The sequence below is a fragment of the Paenibacillus sp. GM2 genome (assembly GCF_900069005.2).
GTDB lineage: Bacteria > Bacillota > Bacilli > Paenibacillales > Paenibacillaceae > Fontibacillus.
Window position 1 is genome coordinate 462,670 of sequence record NZ_LN831277.1, and the last position, 20,400, is coordinate 483,069.

Annotated in this window: 23 protein-coding genes and 1 riboswitch; of the genes, 22 read left to right on the forward strand and 1 reads right to left on the reverse strand. The window is 48.5% G+C overall.

What is annotated here, in order from left to right; all coding sequences use genetic code 11:
• The 19 genes from BN1360_RS05575 to BN1360_RS05665 form a co-directional block, all read left to right on the forward strand.
• On the forward strand, positions 1-171 hold a 171-nt coding region (locus tag BN1360_RS05575), incomplete at its 5' end, for a Sua5 family C-terminal domain-containing protein (protein WP_324254245.1).
• Between the two features lie 59 nt (positions 172-230).
• Positions 231-1,094 carry a DUF72 domain-containing protein gene (locus tag BN1360_RS05580; RefSeq protein WP_068778910.1) on the forward strand — a complete coding sequence of 288 codons (864 nt, stop codon included), beginning with the start codon at positions 231-233 and terminating at the stop codon, positions 1,092-1,094.
• A 158-nt stretch (positions 1,095-1,252) separates the two neighbouring features.
• The gene (locus BN1360_RS05585; RefSeq protein WP_068778911.1) at positions 1,253-3,277 is read left to right on the forward strand and encodes a Na+/H+ antiporter; all 2,025 of its coding nucleotides are present in this window, start codon (positions 1,253-1,255) and stop codon (positions 3,275-3,277) included.
• Between the two features lie 96 nt (positions 3,278-3,373).
• On the forward strand, positions 3,374-3,934 hold the full coding sequence (locus BN1360_RS05590) for a manganese efflux pump MntP (protein ID WP_068778912.1): 561 nt from the start codon (positions 3,374-3,376) through the stop codon (positions 3,932-3,934).
• Between the two features lie 62 nt (positions 3,935-3,996).
• On the forward strand, positions 3,997-4,599 hold the full coding sequence (locus BN1360_RS05595) for a low molecular weight protein arginine phosphatase (RefSeq protein ID WP_068778913.1): 603 nt from the start codon (positions 3,997-3,999) through the stop codon (positions 4,597-4,599).
• A 212-nt stretch (positions 4,600-4,811) separates the two neighbouring features.
• Positions 4,812-4,894, forward strand: a riboswitch (ZMP/ZTP riboswitch).
• A gap of 287 nt (positions 4,895-5,181) precedes the next feature.
• Positions 5,182-5,751, forward strand: a complete 570-nt coding sequence (locus tag BN1360_RS05600; RefSeq protein ID WP_068778930.1) for a TIGR01440 family protein — start codon at positions 5,182-5,184, stop codon at positions 5,749-5,751.
• 192 nt (positions 5,752-5,943) lie between these two features.
• Positions 5,944-7,191 (forward strand): serine hydroxymethyltransferase, encoded by a 1,248-nt coding sequence (gene glyA / locus BN1360_RS05605; protein ID WP_068778914.1) that lies wholly within the window; start codon positions 5,944-5,946, stop codon positions 7,189-7,191.
• Positions 7,192-7,504: 313 nt separating this feature from the next.
• Positions 7,505-8,134, forward strand: coding sequence for a uracil phosphoribosyltransferase (gene upp / locus BN1360_RS05610; RefSeq protein WP_068778915.1), 630 nt, complete (start codon positions 7,505-7,507; stop codon positions 8,132-8,134).
• 33 nt (positions 8,135-8,167) lie between these two features.
• On the forward strand, positions 8,168-9,322 hold the full coding sequence (gene wecB / locus BN1360_RS05615; RefSeq protein WP_068778916.1) for a non-hydrolyzing UDP-N-acetylglucosamine 2-epimerase: 1,155 nt from the start codon (positions 8,168-8,170) through the stop codon (positions 9,320-9,322).
• Positions 9,323-9,462: 140 nt separating this feature from the next.
• On the forward strand, positions 9,463-9,696 hold the full coding sequence (locus tag BN1360_RS05620) for an AtpZ/AtpI family protein (protein WP_068778917.1): 234 nt from the start codon (positions 9,463-9,465) through the stop codon (positions 9,694-9,696).
• Positions 9,689-10,066, forward strand: coding sequence for an ATP synthase subunit I (locus tag BN1360_RS05625; protein ID WP_068778918.1), 378 nt, complete (start codon positions 9,689-9,691; stop codon positions 10,064-10,066). The genes BN1360_RS05620 and BN1360_RS05625 overlap by 8 nt, the downstream gene beginning before the upstream one ends.
• A 33-nt stretch (positions 10,067-10,099) precedes the next feature.
• Positions 10,100-10,864 (forward strand): F0F1 ATP synthase subunit A, encoded by a 765-nt coding sequence (gene atpB, locus BN1360_RS05630; RefSeq protein ID WP_068778919.1) that lies wholly within the window; start codon positions 10,100-10,102, stop codon positions 10,862-10,864.
• A 98-nt stretch (positions 10,865-10,962) separates the two neighbouring features.
• Positions 10,963-11,175 carry a F0F1 ATP synthase subunit C gene (gene atpE, locus BN1360_RS05635; protein WP_068778920.1) on the forward strand — a complete coding sequence of 71 codons (213 nt, stop codon included), beginning with the start codon at positions 10,963-10,965 and terminating at the stop codon, positions 11,173-11,175.
• A gap of 107 nt (positions 11,176-11,282) precedes the next feature.
• Positions 11,283-11,774 (forward strand): F0F1 ATP synthase subunit B, encoded by a 492-nt coding sequence (gene atpF / locus BN1360_RS05640; RefSeq protein WP_068778921.1) that lies wholly within the window; start codon positions 11,283-11,285, stop codon positions 11,772-11,774.
• Positions 11,771-12,316: a F0F1 ATP synthase subunit delta gene (locus BN1360_RS05645; protein WP_068778922.1), complete on the forward strand. Its 546-nt coding sequence runs from the start codon at positions 11,771-11,773 to the stop codon at positions 12,314-12,316. Before atpF ends, BN1360_RS05645 begins: the two co-directional genes overlap by 4 nt.
• Positions 12,317-12,331: 15 nt before the next feature.
• Positions 12,332-13,846 (forward strand): F0F1 ATP synthase subunit alpha, encoded by a 1,515-nt coding sequence (gene atpA, locus BN1360_RS05650; RefSeq protein WP_068778923.1) that lies wholly within the window; start codon positions 12,332-12,334, stop codon positions 13,844-13,846.
• Between the two features lie 161 nt (positions 13,847-14,007).
• Positions 14,008-14,868: an ATP synthase F1 subunit gamma gene (gene atpG / locus BN1360_RS05655; RefSeq protein ID WP_068778924.1), complete on the forward strand. Its 861-nt coding sequence runs from the start codon at positions 14,008-14,010 to the stop codon at positions 14,866-14,868.
• Positions 14,869-14,895: 27 nt separating this feature from the next.
• A complete protein-coding gene (atpD, locus tag BN1360_RS05660) occupies positions 14,896-16,287 on the forward strand; it encodes a F0F1 ATP synthase subunit beta (RefSeq protein ID WP_068778925.1) in 1,392 nt (463 codons plus the stop codon).
• A gap of 60 nt (positions 16,288-16,347) precedes the next feature.
• Positions 16,348-16,755 carry a F0F1 ATP synthase subunit epsilon gene (locus BN1360_RS05665; protein ID WP_068778926.1) on the forward strand — a complete coding sequence of 136 codons (408 nt, stop codon included), beginning with the start codon at positions 16,348-16,350 and terminating at the stop codon, positions 16,753-16,755.
• Between the two features lie 165 nt (positions 16,756-16,920).
• Here the strand turns inward: BN1360_RS05665 and BN1360_RS05670 are convergent, their stop codons facing one another.
• The gene (locus BN1360_RS05670) at positions 16,921-17,637 is read right to left on the reverse strand and encodes a copper homeostasis protein CutC (RefSeq protein ID WP_069188294.1); all 717 of its coding nucleotides are present in this window, start codon (positions 17,635-17,637) and stop codon (positions 16,921-16,923) included.
• Positions 17,638-17,884: 247 nt separating this feature from the next.
• Here BN1360_RS05670 and BN1360_RS05675 point away from each other — a divergent pair, with 247 nt between their 5' ends.
• From BN1360_RS05675 to BN1360_RS05685, 3 genes are all read left to right on the forward strand, one after another.
• Complete coding sequence (locus BN1360_RS05675; RefSeq protein WP_068778928.1) at positions 17,885-18,136, forward strand: DUF1146 family protein; 252 nt, start codon at positions 17,885-17,887, stop codon at positions 18,134-18,136.
• A gap of 272 nt (positions 18,137-18,408) precedes the next feature.
• On the forward strand, positions 18,409-19,749 hold the full coding sequence (gene murA / locus BN1360_RS05680; RefSeq protein ID WP_068778929.1) for a UDP-N-acetylglucosamine 1-carboxyvinyltransferase: 1,341 nt from the start codon (positions 18,409-18,411) through the stop codon (positions 19,747-19,749).
• Between the two features lie 394 nt (positions 19,750-20,143).
• Positions 20,144-20,400: hypothetical protein (locus BN1360_RS05685; protein ID WP_148466520.1), on the forward strand; the 257-nt coding region annotated here is incomplete at its 3' end.

Below are 20,400 nucleotides of genomic sequence, written 5' to 3' on the forward strand. Positions count from 1 at the left end.
AGCCAGGCCGCGCTGGAGACGGCGGCGCACCGTTTGTACGCGGCGCTGCGCCGCTTCGATGCGCGCGGCGTCACTTACATCATGGCCGAGTCCTGTTCAGAGGAAGGACTCGGCTCCGCCGTGATGAACCGGCTCCTAAAGGCCGCCGGTCATCAAGTGATCCTCGTTTAAACTATGTTTATAGAAGGAGTATAAAATAGATGGACGAAAGAGGAAGGAGGTCAGAAGCGATGATTACGATAGGTCTGGTGGGCTGGGGAGATCAGGAGGATCTATACCCGGCGGGGACACCGGCGAGCCGGAGACTCGGGTGGTATGCGCGGCATTTTTCAGTAGTAGAAGTGGATAGCTCCTTCTATGCGATCCTTAACCCGGATACATATCGTCGTTGGCTGGCCGAGACTCCTGCTCATTTTTCCTTTTTTCTTAAAGCATTTCAGGGAATGACCGGGCATTCCCGTGGCCGAACGAATTATAGCAGCCCCGGAGAAATGTTCCAAGCCTACTTGGATTCGATCCGTCCTGTCGTAGAAGCAGGACGTTTGAAGGCGATATTGTTTCAATTTCCGCCCTGGTTTGATTGCTGTCAGGAGCATGTGCGACAATTGCGGGCGATCCGCAAATGGATGGGAGGTTTGCCGCTCGCGATCGAATTTCGCCATCAAAGCTGGTATTCTCCCGAGCATCGGGAAGGGACGCTGGCCTTCATGCGTGAGCAGGGCTGGATTCACACTATATGCGATGAGCCTCAGGTTGGGCAAGGTTCCGTACCCGCGGTGCTCGTTCCGACCACCCCGGATCTGACCTTCATCAGACTGCACGGACGCAATGCTGAAGGCTGGGCCCAGAGCGGGGCTGAGAATTGGCGGGAGGTACGCAATTTGTATCGCTATAGTCGAGAGGAATTGCTGGAATGGCAGGGCAAGCTGACTGAGATTCAGGCTTTGGGCACCAAGGAGATCTGTATGATCTTCAATAACAATTCCGGTGGTGATGCAGCGATGAATGCCAGAGAGATGATGTCAATCCTTGGGCTGAATACGGCGGAACTGCCGCCCCGGCAGCTGGATTTATTCGCAGAGGGTGAATCGTAATGAGCGGTTCAGATGAATTGGGATAATCCTGCGGTTCAATGAGAACATTTTTGATTATATCTGAATTCTGAATGCTATCGTAAGAGAACCGGGCTTGAGGTCACGATGGCTTATTCTGAAGTGGCCTCGTTAGCGAGTTTCTTATGGGAGGACAATCTATGGAAATATTAGAACTTGTATTAATTATGCTGTGCTTGATCGGAATATCCAATGTAATTAACCGTTTTATCCCTTTTGTTCCGGTTCCGCTGCTGCAGATTATTTTGGGGACAGCCGCTGCGCTGCTTCCTTTAGGACTGCATATGGAGCTGGATACGGAGCTGTTTCTTGTTCTGTTCATCGCGCCGCTACTATATAACGATGGAAAGCGGACGCCAAGAGAAGAACTATGGGAGTTGAGAGCTCCCATTTTGCTGCTCGCGCTGGGACTTGTATTTGTGACAGTATTTGCCGGAGGTTACTTCATCCATTGGCTAATTCCTAGCATTCCGCTGCCTGCTGCGTTTGCCTTAGCGGCCATATTATCTCCAACCGATGCTGTAGCGGTCTCTTCCCTGGCGGGACGGATCAATCTGCCGAAAGGCATTCTCCGTTTGCTGGAGGGAGAGTCGCTGATGAATGATGCCTCTGGCTTGGTCGCGTTTAAATTTGCAATAGCGGCTACGGTTACCGGGGTATTCTCGATTACGGAAGCCGCCGGCAGCTTCCTGCTGATTTCGATTGGCGGACTTGTCTGCGGAACGATTGTTGCTTTCCTGATCGTATGGCTTCGGATGTTCATAAGACGTCTGGGCATGGAGGATGTCACGATCCATATGCTCATTCAGATTCTGACTCCGTTCGCCATTTACTTGATTACGGAGAAATTTGGATTCTCCGGAATTTTGGCCGTTGTCGCCGGGGGAATTATGCACGCCATAGAAAAGGACCGTACGGAATCGATGCAGGTAGAGCTTCAAATGGTATCGCAAAATACCTGGTCGGTTATTCTGTACATCCTTAACGGACTTGTATTTGTAGTTCTTGGACTACAGATCCCTGGGGCGACAGAGACCATTTTGCACAGCCCGCTTTATAGCAATCTGCAGGTGTTCGGCTTTATTGGAATCATATCGGTCGGCTTGATTCTTCTCCGGTTCATCTGGGTGTATCTGTTCTGGGAAGGCTCCTGGCTGCTTGGCAGCGGGGATACCCTGGAGAGACCGAAGCTAAATTCATCTGTCCTTCTCTCCTTGTCCGGGGTTAGAGGAGCGGTGACTTTAGCCGCGGCCTTCTCTATTCCGTACTTTTTACAGGACGGCAGTTTCTTTCCGGAACGGGATCTGATTATTTTCCTCGCAGCAGGGGTCATCCTCTGTTCGTTAATTATCGCCAGTATCATGCTGCCTATATTGTCCAAAACGGATGCGGATGCGCAGGAGGACGAGGAGAGCAGAGAGCGGGAAGCAAGAGCTCGTATTATCAAAGCGGCGATCCGGGCCGTTGAGGAAGCGACGACCGATGAGAATCGGACAGCGGCAAGCTATATTATTGCGGATTACCGGCGTCATTTGCTTACTTTGCATAGTGATCAGGATATGGACTGGATGGACAGCAAACGGGATAAGCAGTTAATGAAGCTGCGGATGACTGCCCTGCAGGCGGAGCGCCGAGAGATCCAGAATATGCTCGATCGTGGGGAGATCGCAGGTGAGTTGGCCGAGAAGATTGAAGAGGGAATGAAGCAGATGGAGATGCTCATGTCCAACAAGTTCAAAGTCGCCATGCTGATCTCCGTATATCGGCTTCGTCGTCTATTTATGAAGCTGTTCCTGAAGAATAAGAAGAAGCGCATCCCGGCCGGGGAGCTGGATCAGATTCGCGCGCTTCGGGCACGTACATCCAAGGCGGCGGTCCAAGCCATTCAGGAATCGGCAAATGATGACAACCGCCAGGCTGTTCGGACGCTCCTGGCTCAATATGAAGAAGTACAGCAGCGTATGCAAGGCATTACCGCAGATATTGAAGATGAGGAACTGTTGGATCAATACAAAAATGAGCTTCGCATCCGAGGGATTCAGGCACAGCGGAACGAAGTCCAAACGATGTTCGAGAATGGGGAGATTAATTGGACTTCCGCCAGCAAGCTGCGGCAGTATATCAATTACTCCGAGGCGGGAATTTTGACTGTTGGGGAGGAATAATTACGGGGCTTTGGTACAGCTTGTGTCATGAATTTACGGCTTGTCGCATATGGTTGTACAAGTGATTTTGGACAACGGCGATAGGTGGTGACCTGCATGAACGAGGCCTTGGAGCGGATCGGGGAGTTGCTGACGATCCTGTTCATGGCAATTGCTTTAGGAATGGATGCCTTTTCTCTGGGAATCGGCGTCGGAGTGAATGGTGTACGACGCAGGGATGTGCTGCGGATCGTCATGACGGTGTCCTTTTTTCATATTCTAATGCCGGTGTTGGGTATTCTGACGGGGCATTATGTAGGTGAACTGTTAGGCTATTTGACCAGATTCGTGTCCGGCGGCCTGCTCCTGCTGCTTGGGGGACATATGATTTATAGCTCGTTAAAGAGCGGGGCGAATCAGTTCATTAACTATCGCTCCTGGCCCGGCATCTTTCTGTTCTCCCTAAGCGTCAGCGTCGATTCCTTCTCCGTTGGCGTCTCATTGGGGATGTTCCATAGCGATTTGCTATTGACGGTGCTAACGTTTGGTTTCTTCGGCGGATTGATGTCTTTGTTCGGACTGGCGTTGGGTCGGGGGGTCAGCCGCAGCTTGGGGGATTATGGAGAAGCTGTTGGCGGATCGATTCTACTGGCGTTTGGACTGATGTTTATCTTTTGATACAATGAACACTATACTTCATAGAAATCCATGAAGTCAGGCTTTAACGGAGGTGCATGAGGATGCGAATATTATTTGTATGCACGGGCAATACCTGCCGCAGCCCTATGGCGGAAGGAATGCTTCGCAAGCTGGCCAAGGATCGTGGGATATTGCTGGATGTGCGCTCGGCCGGGGTAGCCGCTTCCGAGGGGGCCTCGATGTCTTCACACGCCGCAGCTGTGCTTAGAGATCAGGGGATTGAGGATCATATTACTTCGACCCCGCTTAGTGAGGGATTGGTCGATTGGGCAGATTTGATCCTTACTCTGACTAGTGGTCATAGGCGGCATGTCATTCAGTATTTTCCTGCTGCAGCTGATAAAATATATACATTAAAAGAGTATGTGGAGAGCGATGAACAAGTGCTGGAGGCTCAAGATGAGCTGCATCAACTGGTCGCCGAGCTTGAGCTTGACCGGGCGCTTGGCAAGGAGCTGGATCCGGTAAGACAGCGGAGGCTTGCAGAGTTGTTTCAGCAGATGCCGGCTTACGACATTTCCGATCCGTTCGGGGGCTCCCGGACGGAATATAACGCGACTGCGCAGGAGATAAGATCCGCATTGGAGCAGCTGCTGGACAAGCTGGTGCAGACTGATATTAATAACTCCGGTGAAGCAGAGTGATATAGATCATAATAATCTGTTGCATTTATTCAAGGGATGCTTTATTCTAAAGTCATAAAAGTGCGTGCTTCAAAAGTTCGGTTTTCAGCAACGAAGCCTAGGCTTCCGATGTGCGTTTTTCAAAACGCCTCAGGTGGTGAAGCTGGGGCATGAGGAGCGGACGATTCGATTTTCTTATCAAAAGCGGACTTTTTGAACTACCTCTAAAAACGAAGATCCGATGTAACTGGCGACGATAGTGGATCAAACCACAATGGAGCATCGGAATATACGGCCGGTCGCCTGGGCAAAGAGCACGACGTCACTTATGATCGTCATGCTCTTTTTTCGTTGTTTTTGCAGGACGCTCTTCTCTCTGGGATTCGAAGTTCTCTAGTTAGCGAATTTTCATGCAAGTTCAAAACCTGAAAAATCGGCACAGGCAGTTGTATCTGCTAAAACGGACTAACGTTATGAAGCTGTTCTGCCCGCGGTTCGTCGCCACGATTTTTGTCGCGTTTAGGTATATAATAAGAACATGCGCGATTTAGGGATTGCGAACTTCAAATCAGAGAAGGGGTGCCAAGCTTGGGAACAAAACATATGGCAGAGATTGGACAGCAGGTTGCAGAGATCCTGGAAGAACTATGCGCTGTGGCGAAGTTCGGTCCAGGCCATTTGCTCGTAGTTGGCGCCAGCACTAGCGAGGTAGCTGGTGAGCGGATCGGCACGTCCGGAGCGGAGGAGGTTGCAGCCGAGTTGTATGCCGGGATCGAGCAGGTTCGAGGCAAGTACGGCTTTGATGTTGCCTTCCAATGCTGTGAACATTTGAACCGGGCGCTGGTTGTGGAACGTGCCGTACTTGATCGTCTACGGTTGACTGAAGTATCGGCGGTTCCGGTGAGGAAAGCGGGAGGTTCCATGGCTGCTTTCGCATACAGGCAGCTGCAAGCGCCTTGTTTGGTAGAGAGCATAGAGGCTCATGGCGGAATCGATATTGGCGAGACGCTTATCGGCATGCATCTGCGCCGCGTTGCCATTCCTTTCCGTTCGACAAGACGATACGTTGGTGAAGCCCGCGTCACAGCCGCATGGACTCGTCCCAAGCTGATCGGTGGCGAGCGGGCGGTATATCACTTGCCGGAGGCAACGGAATCAAACTTATGTGATTAATAGAAATTTGAGCAGGGTCCACCTTTGATAAGGAAACCTGATCGAAGTCATTTATGAATGAGTCACCAACGTTAGTCACTAACTTCATCCAATCTTACTAATGCGGAGTACTAGACTTTCTCAACGCAGACTTCCGGAAGAAGTAGACGGGTGTTAAGCAAATATTTTTTTAATTATAAGGAGGCAATTACTATGGATCAATTGAGAAAGCAAGACCCGGCTGTATTGGAAGCGATGAACCTGGAACTGAAGCGTCAACGCAATAATATTGAATTGATCGCGTCGGAGAATATCGTGAGTGAAGCGGTTATCGAAGCGATGGGTTCGGTTCTGACGAACAAATATGCGGAGGGTTATCCGGGCAAGCGCTACTACGGGGGTTGTGAGCATGTTGATATCGTTGAGGATATTGCTCGCGATCGGGCCAAGGAGTTGTTTGGTGCAGAGCACGCTAATGTGCAGCCGCACTCCGGAGCTCAAGCGAACATGGCTGTCTATCTTGCTGCTCTGAAACCGGGCGATACAGTGCTTGGCATGAATCTGGCCCATGGTGGCCATTTGACGCACGGAAGTCCTGTCAATGCCTCTGGCTTGCTCTATAACTTCGTAGCTTACGGTGTGCAGGAAGACAGCTTCCTGATCGATTATGATGAAGTTCGCAAGGCAGCCTTCAAGCATCGCCCTCGTCTGATCGTTGCTGGAGCAAGCGCTTATCCGCGTATTATTGATTTTGAGAAAATTGCACAGATCGCTAATGATGTAGGCGCATTGTTCATGGTCGATATGGCGCATATTGCTGGACTGGTAGCTGCTGGTTTGCATCCGAGTCCAGTACCTCATGCTCATTTTGTAACGACAACCACTCACAAGACATTGCGCGGACCCCGCGGCGGGATGATCCTTTGCCGCAAGCCTTGGGCTGCCGCTATCGATAAGGCGGTATTCCCGGGTACGCAAGGCGGGCCATTGATGCATGTTATTGCTTCCAAAGCTGTCGCTTTGGGTGAGGCTCTCCAGCCTTCGTTCAAAGTATATGCCGAGAATGTGGTGAAGAATGCGAAAGTGCTGGCTGAGACGCTGGTTTCTGAAGGATTGAACCTCGTCTCCGGTGGAACGGATAATCATTTGATGCTCATTGATACTCGCAATCTGAACATCACAGGTAAAGAGGCGGAGCATGTGCTGGATTCGATCGGAATCACAGTGAACAAGAATGCGATTCCTTTTGATCCGACAAGTCCTTTCATAACCAGTGGTATTCGCATCGGAACCCCGGCAGCCACTTCCAGAGGTATGGACGAGGAAGCGATGAAGGAGATCGCCCGTATTATTGCTACAACCTTAAAGTCTCCTCAGGATGAAGCGGTACTTGGTGAATGCCGGAGCCGTGTGTCCAATTTGACGGAGCGCTACCCATTATATTCAGAACTTACCTATTAATTAAGAAGATCCTTTTGGAAATTGCCCAGCCGGGGAGCGACGCTTCCCGGCTTTTTATATGGATATCCGGCACCTGGATATTATTTTTTTGATGCTTAATATTTTCCTGGGGGTTATGAAAAGCTGAATGTAAGCAGATATATCAGGGGACTATAGAAGATAGCTAATTAATGAAAGATTTGCAACATGAATAAGTTTGGGTGAAAATGCATTGGCGAAAGTGATATAATATACGAGATTTGTGGAGCATCCAACTCGGAGTATGTCGCCGCAACCAGAATTCTTTGTTATACACAACCACCGGAGGGATATAATGGGAAAATTAATAGTATGTGATCACCCCTTAATTCAGCACAAATTAACGTTCATTCGAGACATGAATACGAATACGAAGGATTTTCGTGAATTGGTTGACGAAGTAGCTACTTTGATGGCCTATGAGATTACGAGAGAAATCCCGCTTGAGACAATTAAAGTTCAGACTCCTGTGACCGAGACAGAAGCCAAGGTGATCTCTGGGCGTATGCTCGGTTTGATTCCTATTTTGCGTGCAGGTCTCGGTATGCTTGACGGTGTATTGAAATTGCTTCCGGCGGCAAAGGTAGGGCATGTTGGTCTTTTCCGCGATCCGGAGACACTGCAGCCAGTGGAATATTACATTAAGCTTCCTACCGATGTACAAGAGCGTGAGCTGATTGTTATTGATCCGATGCTGGCAACAGGCGGCTCGGCTATCGCTGCGATCGATGCGCTGAAGAAACGCGGCTGCACCCAGATTAAAATGATGAACCTGATTGCTGCTCCGGAAGGAGTCAAGGCAGTTCATGATGCCCATCCTGATGTCGATATTTATGTAGCAGCATTGGACGAGCGTCTAAATGATCATGGATATATTATTCCTGGACTTGGCGATGCAGGAGATCGCTTGTACGGAACAAAATAGAGCATGATGTGATCATGAGAAAGGGAAACGAACATGTCTAAAATTAAAGTAATGACGATCTTCGGAGTCAGACCTGAAGCCATTAAGATGGCTCCGCTTATCTTGGAACTGAACAAGCATCCTGAGGACATAGAGTCTGTGGTATGTGTCACTGCCCAGCATCGTGAAATGCTTGATCAGGTGCTGGATGTGTTCAATATTGTTCCTGACTATGATCTGAATGTAATGAAGCCGAATCAGAGTCTCAATGAGATTACGATTCGGGTGCTTGAGGGGCTGGAAGGTGTATTGCGAGAGGCGAAGCCGGATATCGTCCTCGTTCACGGAGATACCCTGACAACCTTTCTGGCAAGTTATGCTGCATTTCTGCAGCAAATCAAGGTGGGCCATGTAGAGGCCGGGCTTCGTACCTGGAATAAATTATCGCCTTATCCGGAGGAGATGAACCGCCAATTGACTGGCGTATTGGCAGACTTACACTTTGCTCCAACAGACTGGTCTGCAAGCAATTTGCGCAAAGAGAATAAATTAGAGTCAACCATATATATCACAGGCAACACGGTAACGGATGTGTTTCAATATACAGTACAGCCGAATTATAGTAATTCTGTGCTGGAATGGGCCGCCGGTAAGCGGCTTATTCTGATGACGGCTCATCGCCGCGAGTCACAAGGGCAGCCTCACATGAACATTTTCCGTGCAGTGAGACGAATCGCTGATGAGTTTGAGGACGTAGCGATCGTGTATCCTGTCCACCCAAGTCCTGCGGTGAGGGAACCGGCGTATGAAACTTTGGGCAGCCATCCCCGTATTAAACTTATTGATCCATTGGATGTGGTAGATCTGCATAATTTCTATCCGCATACACATCTAATCCTTACGGACTCCGGCGGTTTACAGGAAGAAGCGCCGTCTTTTGGCGTTCCTGTGCTTGTGCTTCGCGACACAACCGAGCGTCCGGAAGGGATAGAAGCGGGGACGCTGGAGCTTGTCGGCACAGATGAGGAGATGGTCTATGAACGGACGAGGGCGTTGCTGGCAGATAGTGAGCTATATCATTCGATGAGTAAAGCAGCTAATCCTTATGGGGATGGGCGTGCATCTCAAAGAATTGTCAATGCGATTCTTCACCATTTTGGCGTTATTAACGAAAGACCAGAAGGATTTCACAAAAAGTTCACAATTTAGAAAGATCAATAATTGTGTTTTTTTGCAAGATAGCATACAGTATTACTGTATGGTTTGCTTATATGTTGGTCGTCGATCGGATGTTCTCTTGTTTGACAAAAAGTCTTAAAATTCAGTAAAATGAATTGGGAATTGACAATATGGAGAATCATGATAAAAATGCAAATCCTTGGATGATTGCTGCTTATATTAGCGGCGCGGGTATTTTGCTAGCTTTTTATATCGTCCTCGGTTTTCTGGGTTCAAGATGGTTGGCCGAGCGGTTTGATGGCCCCAATTACTGGATTGCTATCGGATCTATCGTCGGTCTTCTGCTTGGAATCGCCAACATATCTATCATAATCTATAAGTTTATGGGGGAGCAGGATGGATGACTTAAACTCGATTGTGTCAGCTGTGACCAGGACGACCTTTTTCATCCTATCCGCTTTGTTTTTTGGATGGGCTTTCTTCTCCGATTACAGGCCGATTCTATCTGGCTTGATCCTTGGTCTTGCTGTTGGGTTAGTCTATACCCGCTTTCTATCAATGAAAGTGCGTGGCCTGGTTGAGCATGTTGTCAGCCAACAGAAGAAACGCTTTAGCTTCGGGTTTCTAACAAGGATATGTCTTGTTTTACTTGTTATTATGGTCGCGGTCAAGGTTGAACAGGTATCGGCCTTAGGTGTTGTGATTGGACTTTTCGTTCCTCAACTTCTGACGATTCCGGTTGGCATTATGATCGGGGCTAGAAATAAGTCTTAACAGCTATCTAAGGGAAAGGGGTGAATAATACAAATGCATGATGCGCCCATTATTATGCTCGGAAGCTTCCATCTTGATTTATCCGCAGTACTCATGCTTCTAGTAAGTATGGTGATCGTATTTCTTGTATGCAGACTTTCGGTAGCTAATTTATCTGTAGAGAATCCGTCGAAATTCCAAAATTTTATGGAATGGGTTGTCGAATTTGTTCAAGGGATCATTGGAAGCGCTATGGATCTTAAGAAAGGAAGGCATTATCTCTCTTTGGGGTTAACGCTAATTCTTTTTATTTTTGTATCCAATCTTCTAGGGTTGCCGCTAGGAATTATTACTGAAGCTCATAAGCCGGAAATGATCTTCGGTCATGTGATTGAAGCAACACGCGGTTTGACTGATGGAGGACATGCCGAGATTCTCTGGTGGAAGTCTCCGACTGCTGATATCAACGTGACTGCCGGACTTGCGATTATCGTGTTCATTCTAATGAACTATCTGGGTCTGAGATACAACCGGAAGCATTATCTCAAGCACTATATTGAACCATTCCCGATTTTCCTGCCGCTCAATATCATTGAAAACCTGGCTAAGCCAATCGCGCTGGCGATCCGGTTGTTTGCGAACATTTTCGCTGGTGAGGTATTGATCACAGTTATTCTTAAAATGGGAGTGTTCGGTATCCCGTTCCTGGGAGTATGGCAAGGATTTAGTGTTTTTGTCGGTGCACTGCAAGCGTATATCTTTACGATATTGACCATGGTTTACATTGCACAGACGACGATTCACGAGGAAGAGCATTAATAAAGCTCTGTCGGGAATATCCGTTTTTGCGGAATCCGTCAGAGATCTATTATAAACACATCATTTAATGAACTGAAACTAAAGGAGGATATTTAAAGATGAATTTTTTGGCAGCAGCTATTGCAGTTGGTTTGGGTGCGCTTGGCGCAGGTCTTGGTAACGGTATGATCGTGAGCAGAACGGTAGAGTCTATCGCTCGTCAACCGGAAGCACGCGGTCCGCTTCAAACTACAATGTTTATTGGTGTTGGTATCGTCGAAGTTGTGCCTCTCGCGGCAACAGTTATCGCATTCTTGATCATGTTCTCTTAATAAATAGCTACGGTTTGGCGGGGAGGGCCGATGCCATCCGCGCCTTCGTTTTTGTGGAAATTTACTGAAATGCAGTGCTAGTTTTGTTAATGGAAGGAGTGACGTTTGTGAGTCTCATATGGGAAAACATGGTCCTTACCATGGTTGCGTTTGCGATTCTATACTGGCTACTTCACAAATACGCTTTCGGCAAATTGTTCGCGGTCATGGAAAAACGCCGTGAGCTGGTACAAGGCCAATTGGAAGAAGCTCGGCAAACCAGAGAACAGGCTACGGCCTATGTTGAAGAGCAGAAGGACGCTCTTAAGCAAGCTCGGCAAGAGGCTTTCGAGATTATCGAACAATCGAAGCAGAGCAGTAGCAAACAAGCGCGCGATTTGCTGGAACAAGCGAAGTCTGATGCGATCCGTCTGAAGGATGAAGCCGTTCGTGATATTGAGAGCGAAAGAAACAAGGCCGTGGAAGCTTTGCGTGGCGAGATTGGTTCTTACTCTGTAAATATTGCGTCCAAACTGATCGAACGTGAGGTTGAAAGCAATCCGGAAGATCAAGAGAAGCTTGTGAATCAATACTTGCAAGAAGTAGGTAGAAAATCATGAGCCGTGCACTTGTTGTAGCGCGCAGATATGCCAAGGCACTATATGAGATTGCCCTCCAGGATGGACGTACAGTGGAAGTTGAACAAGAGTTGCAGACGTTGGTGTCCGCTCTGAATGATGAAAGCGTTCAGAAGTTCCTGTTAAGTCCTAACATTTCCCGATCCGAGAAATGGAATGTACTTGAAGGCGTGCTTGGAGACAAGTTGTCGAAGCATGTCGTTTCTATGGCCAGACTGCTGGTGGAACGTGAAAGAATCAATGTTTTACCGGATATTTTGGATGCTTATGTGAAAATAACCGGCGAAGCCCTTGGATTGGCTGATGCAATCGTCTATACCGCCCATCCTCTAACCGATGAGGAGCAGCACGCTATAGAATCTGAATTTGGCGCTATGCTGAATAAGAAGATTCGCGTCCAGAGCCATCTTGATAAGGGGCTGCTTGGAGGAATTAAAGTCAGAATCGGCGATGTGATTTATGACGGCAGTTTATCCGGCAAGCTGGAACGGCTTGAAAAGTCTTTTCGAAGACAAGCACTGTAGATAGGGGTGAAAGTCTTGAGTATCAGACCTGAAGAGATCAGTACACTGATTAAAAGTCAGATCGAACAATATAAATCGGAAATCGAAGTTGCCGAAGTCGGCACAGTCATTCAAGTTGGTGACGGTATTGCCCGTGTATATGGGCTCGAAAATGTCATGTCCAACGAATTGTTGGAATTTAAAAATGGTGTTTATGGTCTAGCGCTCAATCTTGAAGAAAGCAATGTCGGGGTTGTTATCTTGGGACCATACAGCGAAATTCGCGAAGGGGATCAAGTAAAACGGACCGGGCAAATTATGCAGGTTCCTGTTGGCGACGCATTGCTTGGACGCGTTGTGAACCCACTCGGGCAGCCGGTGGACGGAAGAGGTCCTATTGAGACAGCTGAATTCCGTCCGGTTGAGAATAACGCACCAGGTGTTATCGATCGGAAATCCGTTCATGAACCGATGCAAACCGGGATCAAAGCGATTGACTCCATGGTTCCGATCGGTCGCGGCCAACGGGAATTGATCATCGGTGACCGTCAGACAGGTAAGACTGCACTGGCTATCGATGCGATCATTAACCAAAAAGGCAGTGGCGTAAAATGTATTTACGTTGCTATCGGCCAAAAGCAATCCACCGTTGTTAACGTAGTTGAAACCTTGCGCCGTTATGGGGCGCTGGATTACACCATCGTGGTCACGGCTTCCGCATCGGAGCCTTCACCGCTCTTGTATATCGCTCCTTATGCAGGCGTAGCAATGGCTGAGTACTTCATGTACAAAGGCGAGCATGTCCTCATTATCTATGATGACTTGTCGAAGCAAGCTGCGGCTTACCGCGAATTGTCCTTGCTGCTTCGCCGTCCTCCGGGCCGTGAAGCATTCCCGGGTGACGTATTCTATCTGCACTCCCGTCTTCTGGAACGTGCAGCTAAGCTGAGCGACGAGCTTGGCGGCGGATCGATCACTGCGCTTCCTTTCATTGAGACGCAGGCTTCCGATGTCTCTGCATATATCCCGACGAACGTAATCTCGATTACAGACGGTCAAATTTTCTTGGAATCCGATCTATTCTACTCCGGTCAGCGTCCGGCGATTAACGTTGGTATCTCGGTATCCCGGGTAGGGGGTTCCGCGCAGATCAAGGCGATGAAGAAGGTTGCTGGTACACTGCGTCTGGATCTTGCGCAATACCGCGAGCTTCAAGCTTTCTCTCAGTTCGGTTCCGATCTGGATAAATCCACGCAAGCGCGCTTAACCCGCGGTTCGCGTATGATGGAGATTCTGAAGCAAGGTATTCACCAGCCACTTGCTGTAGAAGAGCAAGTTATCAGCTTGTATACGGCTGTCAAAGGCTATCTTGATGATATCGAGCTTGCCGATGTGCGCCGCTTCGAGTCTGAATTCCTAAGCTTCGTCAAGAGCCAACATGATGAGGTGTTGCAATCCATTCGTGATACGAAGGATTTGACCGCTGATAACGAAGAGAAGCTGAAGGAAGTTATCGAGAAGTTCAAGAGAGGCTTTGCGGGTTCCGTATAATAACGAGTTCCCGAAGCGGACTTTTTGAGCCATTCATAGTTGATTCATTGATTCACGAACCGGCCCTGGCCTTCTTGCCGGATCGCCGGTTTGTGATTATGTAGATTTATGCTTACGATGTTAGTTTTGGCTTTCTGCCAAAACTTTAAGGTGGTGAAATCATGGCAAAAGGGATGCGCGAAATAAAACGCCAGATCAAGAGCGTTCAGAATACCCGGCAGATTACGAAAGCGATGGAGATGGTTGCTTCCGCCAAGCTCAGAAGAGCTCAGGAGAAAGCCCAATCCTCCCGTCCTTACGTTGAGAAGCTGCGCGAAGTAGTGTCTAGTATCGCCAACGGTGCAGACGGAATCTCTCATCCGATGCTTGTCACACGTCCTGTAAAACGCACCGCTTATATTATTATTACTTCTGATGGCGGGCTTGTTGGCGGTTATAATGCTAATATCTTGCGTTCGCTGACGGATTTTATTAAGAATAAGCATGCTTCCAAGGAAGAGTATGGCCTGTTCGTGATTGGCCGTAAAGGCCGTGATTATCTGAGTCGTCGCCAATTTCCTGTAGTGTTCGATGTGACGGATTTATCCGATACCCCGAGTTTTGCTGACATTAAATCTCTTGCCTATCAAGCAGTTCAAGGTTTTGAACTGGAGGAATACGATGAGGTTTACCTGTGCTACAGCAAGTTCATCAACGCAATCACTCAAAGGCCGACGATCGACCGTTTGCTTCCTTTTGAAAGTGTAGAACATGATGGGGTAACAGCAGCCTATGAATACGAACCTTCGCCGGAACGTGTACTGGAGGTGCTGCTCCCGAAATATGCGGAGACACTTATCTTTGCTGCGCTTTTGGAAGGCAAAGCGAGTGAGCTCGGTGCCAAGATGACTGCAATGGGCAGCGCGACGAAGAATGCTACGAAGATGATTAATGAACTTACCCTGACATACAACCGCGCTCGTCAAGCGGCGATTACTCAGGAAATTACAGAAATCGTTGCCGGAGCAAATGCGCAAGGATAAGTAAGTAACTAGGAGGGAACAAAAAGGATGAACAAAGGACGCGTTGTTAGCGTAATGGGTGCGGTCGTTGATATCGAATTCGAACGCGGCCAGCTACCGGAAATTTATAACGCTATTAAAATTGTGAAGCAAGGCGACCAAGGCGACCTGATGTTGGAGACATCCAGCCATTTGGGTGATAACCTGGTACGTTGTATCGCTATGGCTTCAACAGACGGTCTTGTACGTGGAATGGATGCCTTCGATCTGGGTGCCCCTATCTCCGTACCAGTAGGTTCGATTACGCTGAGTCGGGTATTTAACGTTCTTGGCGAGACGATCGACAATAAAGGTCAAGTGGAATCCGAAGTGAGAAACCCGATTCACCGTGATCCTCCTGCATTTGAAGAATTGTCCACGCAATCCGAAATCCTGGAGACAGGAATTAAGGTTATCGACTTGCTTGCTCCTTATGCCAAAGGCGGTAAAATCGGTCTGTTCGGCGGTGCGGGTGTAGGTAAGACGGTTACGATTCAGGAATTGATTCACAATATCGCTCAGGAACATGGCGGTATTTCGGTATTTGCGGGCGTTGGTGAACGTACTCGTGAAGGTAATGACTTGTACATGGAAATGTCCGAGTCTGGCGTTATCAATAAGACAGCAATGGTGTTTGGTCAGATGAACGAACCTCCAGGTGCGCGTCTTCGCGTGGCCCTGACAGGTTTGACCATGGCTGAATATTTCCGTGATCAAGAGGGCCGCGACGTGCTTCTCTTTATCGATAACATCTTCCGCTTTACACAAGCGGGCTCGGAAGTATCCGCCCTGCTCGGACGGATGCCTTCTGCGGTAGGTTATCAGCCTACGCTGGCTACGGAAATGGGTCAATTGCAAGAACGGATTACTTCGACGAAGAAGGGTTCCGTTACTTCGATCCAAGCGATCTATGTTCCTGCCGATGACTATACTGACCCGGCTCCAGCTACTACATTTGCTCACCTCGATGCAACGACGAACCTTGACCGTAAAATTTCTGAAAAAGGTATTTTCCCGGCCGTGGATCCGCTCGCATCCAGCTCGCGTATGCTCTCTCCTGAAGTAGTAGGGGAAGAACATTACAACGTAGCACAAGGGGTTAAGCAATTATTGGCTCGTTATAAAGAGCTTCAAGATATTATCGCAATCCTCGGTATGGACGAATTGTCCGAGGATGACAAGCTGATCGTGGCTCGTGCGCGTAAGGTTGAACGTTTCTTGTCGCAGCCGTTTAACGTTGCTGAACAGTTTACTGGCTTGAAAGGGAAGTATGTTCCTGTTGCCGAGACCGTCCGCAGCTTCAAGGAGATCCTTGAAGGCAAGCATGACGATCTTCCGGAAGCGGCCTTCCTGTTTGTCGGTACTATTGAAGAGGCTGTAGAAAAAGCGAAGACGTTGTAATCGCACCGCTTACGTCGGATGCTTCAGAAATGAACGTCCCACGAACAGGAGGGATGAAAAGTGAGTACCTTTACACTGGAAATCGTAACACCGGAGCATGTTGTGTTCACGGAAGAGGTGAGCAGTCTGACTATCCGCGGAATTGAAGGGGAACTTGGTATCTTGCCCGGACATATTCCGTTCGTGACCCCGCTAAAGGTTGCGCCGATTGAGGCGACAATCAATGGGAAAAAGTTTGCGATCGCTGTACACGGAGGCTTCGCTGAGGTGCAAGGGAATAAGACGATCATTCTTGCCGAAAGTGCAGAGATGCCTGAGGATATCGACCTGGAGCGGGCCATTGCTGCCCGTGAACGTGCTGAGCGCCGATTGGCGCGCGGTGGACAGGATCGGATTGACCAACGCCGTGCTGAGCTTGCTTTGCAAAGAGCGGTAACGCGGATTAGTGTCGCCAGCAGCTCCAAATAAAATAGAAGAAGACCGAACATCGCTTTTTGATGCTCGGTCTTTTTTCATCTTAAGCGTGAAATGAATGTAACAGACCATAGGACCGGTAGGATGTGCCCATACTGTATCTCTATGTTCATTTACGGATTTGCTAGCTATGAAAATAGTTCCGATGGCTTATCGTTATCAATGCGAAAACCGATCCGCAATACGACGAATCGTAGAGAGCTTGTCCACATCGATAGGCTTCAGGATGCTGCCGTCCTGCCTTGCTGCCGAGCCAATGTGAAACTCCTGTACCGACGTCTGGCGTAAAAAGGATTCAAGGGCATCGATTTGCAGCCCGGCGCCAGGCAGCAGGGTAATACCTTGCTGTTTCGCGACAGGAGTTAATCGCTTAATGATGTCGGTGGCCTCAAGTACGGAAGGGCGGCCTCCGGAGGTAAGGATATGAGTGATTTGTGAATATTGGCCTAGCGTGTGGATCGCCTGCCCCAGATCCGCGGCCTCATCTATGGCCCGGTGAAATGTGAAGGGCAGTCCATCTGCGGCAGCGAGAAGTCTTTCCAGCGCGTGGGTGTCAACGTCTCCTTGCGGCGTCAAGACTCCGGTTACAAGACCGGATACACCAAGCGATCGAAAGCTGGCGATATCACGCTCCATGACTTCGATATCTTCTTTGGCATAGACGAAGCTGCGGCTGTGCGGACGAATCATAACCCGGATGTCTAAATCGACTTGATCTCTGATCGATTGAACAAGGCCAAGGCTTGGGGTGAGACCTCCTTCCGCAGGGGCGGTAATAACCTCCAAGCGATCCGCTCCGTTCCTGGCCGCGGTCAGAGCATCAGACAGCGTGTAGGCAATGACTTCTATGATCATCGTGGAATTCTTCCTCTCCATAGGTAGTTAAGATCATTATAATATTTTCCGCAAGGCAAGGGTAAATACATGGCTGCATAATTTAGAGGCGAAGGTTACAAAATAGATTCTACTGGAAGCCTTTACAATGAAAAGTAGTACTGGATTATTGTCTCGTTGCCAAGTATGATATAGAAGGTCTATATTTTATAAAAGTGTTTTTATTTGGTTACTTATTAACCGATTAGGGGCCTACAGCATAAATATAACGTGACAGGGGGAAAATCATGTGAATCCGGTCGAGTCAGTGTCTACATCGGTCGGGGTCGGTGGGCTAACGGGGATTATTGTATCGCTGGTCTGTATCGCTATATCCTGGTGGGCGCTGCAAAATCTCAAGTTGGATCTGATCATCCGCAATCCGAAAGGACCGCAAGGGAAGCTGCTCCAATTACTGCTTGCTGTAGTGTTGGGTCGTTTTGTAGCTGCCTTCGTTCTGGAGTATTGGGGATATACGCAGATGTTGCGTTATATGTTCTAACAAAAAAGCAAATACGTCTTAATTGTGTTAGAATATGATGGGGTATGAATTTGTCGAATAACATCAAAATTTTGTGTCAACAATGTGGATAAGAATATCAATTGATTCGTTTGATTGGCTACAGGTTTATTGTTATGATAGTTCTTATTGACACAAATAACCCTTGTATGGTGTAAATGAAATTTGATATGATGAAATTTAGGGAAATTAAGCGGGATACTATTTTTTATGTCGGGGAAAATAGTGAAAATGAACACGCGGAGGGAACCGAGATGAGTAAATTTATCGTCCGCGGTGGCAATGTCTTGGCCGGGAACGTAAAAGTGAGCGGAGCTAAAAATTCAGTGCTGCCGATCATCGCAGCGTCTTTATTGGGAGAGGACAGCGTGAGTATCATTCGTGATGCGCCGCCTCTGGATGATGTGATGACGATTAATAAAGTATTGGAATCGTTAGGAGCGAGTGTTACATATGAACGTGAGGTTATCACGGTCGATGCGCGAACTATCGCCTCCTGTGAAGCACCGTACGATTTGGTACGTAAAATGCGGGCGTCTTTTCTCGTAATGGGGCCATTGTTAACCCGAACCGGATATGCGCGAATCTCACTGCCTGGGGGCTGTGCGATTGGCACTAGACCCATTGATCAACATCTGAAGGGCTTTGAAGCGATGGGTGCCGAGATTAATTTGGGACAAGGTTTTATTGAGGCCAGATCTACCGGCAGATTGCATGGCGCGAAGGTATATCTGGATGTGGCAAGCGTAGGTGCAACGGAGAATATTATGATGGCGGCCACGTTGGCAGAAGGCACAACAGTGATCGAGAATGCGGCTAAAGAGCCGGAAATCGTCGATTTGGCCAACTATTTAAATAGTATGGGTGCGGTCGTTCGCGGCGCAGGCACTGGTGTAATTCGCATTGAAGGCGTAGAGAAGCTGCATGGTGTTGAACATACAGTAATTCCTGACCGGGTCGAGGCCGGAACATTTATGGTGGCGGCTGCGATTACCGGAGGTAATGTATTTGTAGAAGGTGCAATCGCCGATCATTTAGGTCCAATTATCTCCAAGCTTGAAGAGATGGGCATCACGATCGAAGCGGAAGAGAACGGCGTGCGCGTTATTGCAGATAAGCCACTCAAAGCGGTGGATGTGAAGACATTGCCTTATCCAGGCTTCCCAACGGATATGCAGTCACAAATGATGGCTCTGCTGCTCGTGTCCGAAGGCACAAGCGTTGTGACCGAGACCGTGTTCGAAAATCGCTTTATGCATGTTGACCAATTCCGTCTGATGAACGCTGAGATCAAGGTGGAAGGAAGAAGTGCTATTGTCTCTGGCGGCTCCAAGCTTAGCGGTGCCAAAGTGTGTGCGACGGATTTGCGTGCGGGAGCTGCGCTTATTATCGCGGGTCTTGTGGCGGAAGGTACAACGGAAGTGAGCGGTACGCACCATATCGACCGCGGCTACGTCAATCTGACCGAGAAGCTGGCAGGTCTTGGTGCTGACATCTGGCGCATTAGCCAGGAGGAAGCTGTGGAGCCTGAGAAAGCGGCTCAGACCGTACAAAATGAATTGCCTTCATTAAAAATTCAACCGACCTGGGCTTAATCCAAGCTCAGCCCAATTATAAATCAGGAAGAGGTTATCTCTTATGTCATCTGCGGATGCGATAAGAGATGGCCTCTTTTTTTATTTTTTCTAAACTTATTGCCCAACTTAGAGCGAGCATGTGTTCAAAAGGACGATTTCCAGCCCCAAGGCTTATGCTCCGATATGCGTTTTCCGATATGTCTCAGCTGGAGAAAGTTAGGGTACCACTTATAGATCCATGAAATTCTCTCGCTTTCGCTCCAATTACATATATTTATGGCATGTGTCGCCTACTTTTTGCATAAAAAGTAGTAGAGAGGGTTAGTGATAGAGATGTAAAAAAATAGAGCGATTCATACAGATGTGAATTTGGATGGAGGTTGTAGGCCGGATGAATGAAGGACGGAGCACCATGAAAATCAGAACATCAGATAAGGGAGGAACGATTGAGAAACGGGCAGGAGAAGACAAAGGGCTGCAGGAATGGCACGCGGCAGACCGGTTATCTTCTAATCTAGGCTATATGAATATAAAAGAGAATAAAGCGATATCCAATAAATCACAGAAGAGTTCCTTCCGCTATCACAGCGGGGGCAGGAGATTCGGCGGGTTAGCGGCCCTCGCGGCCGTGAGCGCGCTGGCCGTGCTGCTTCCGGCGCTGCTCATGCA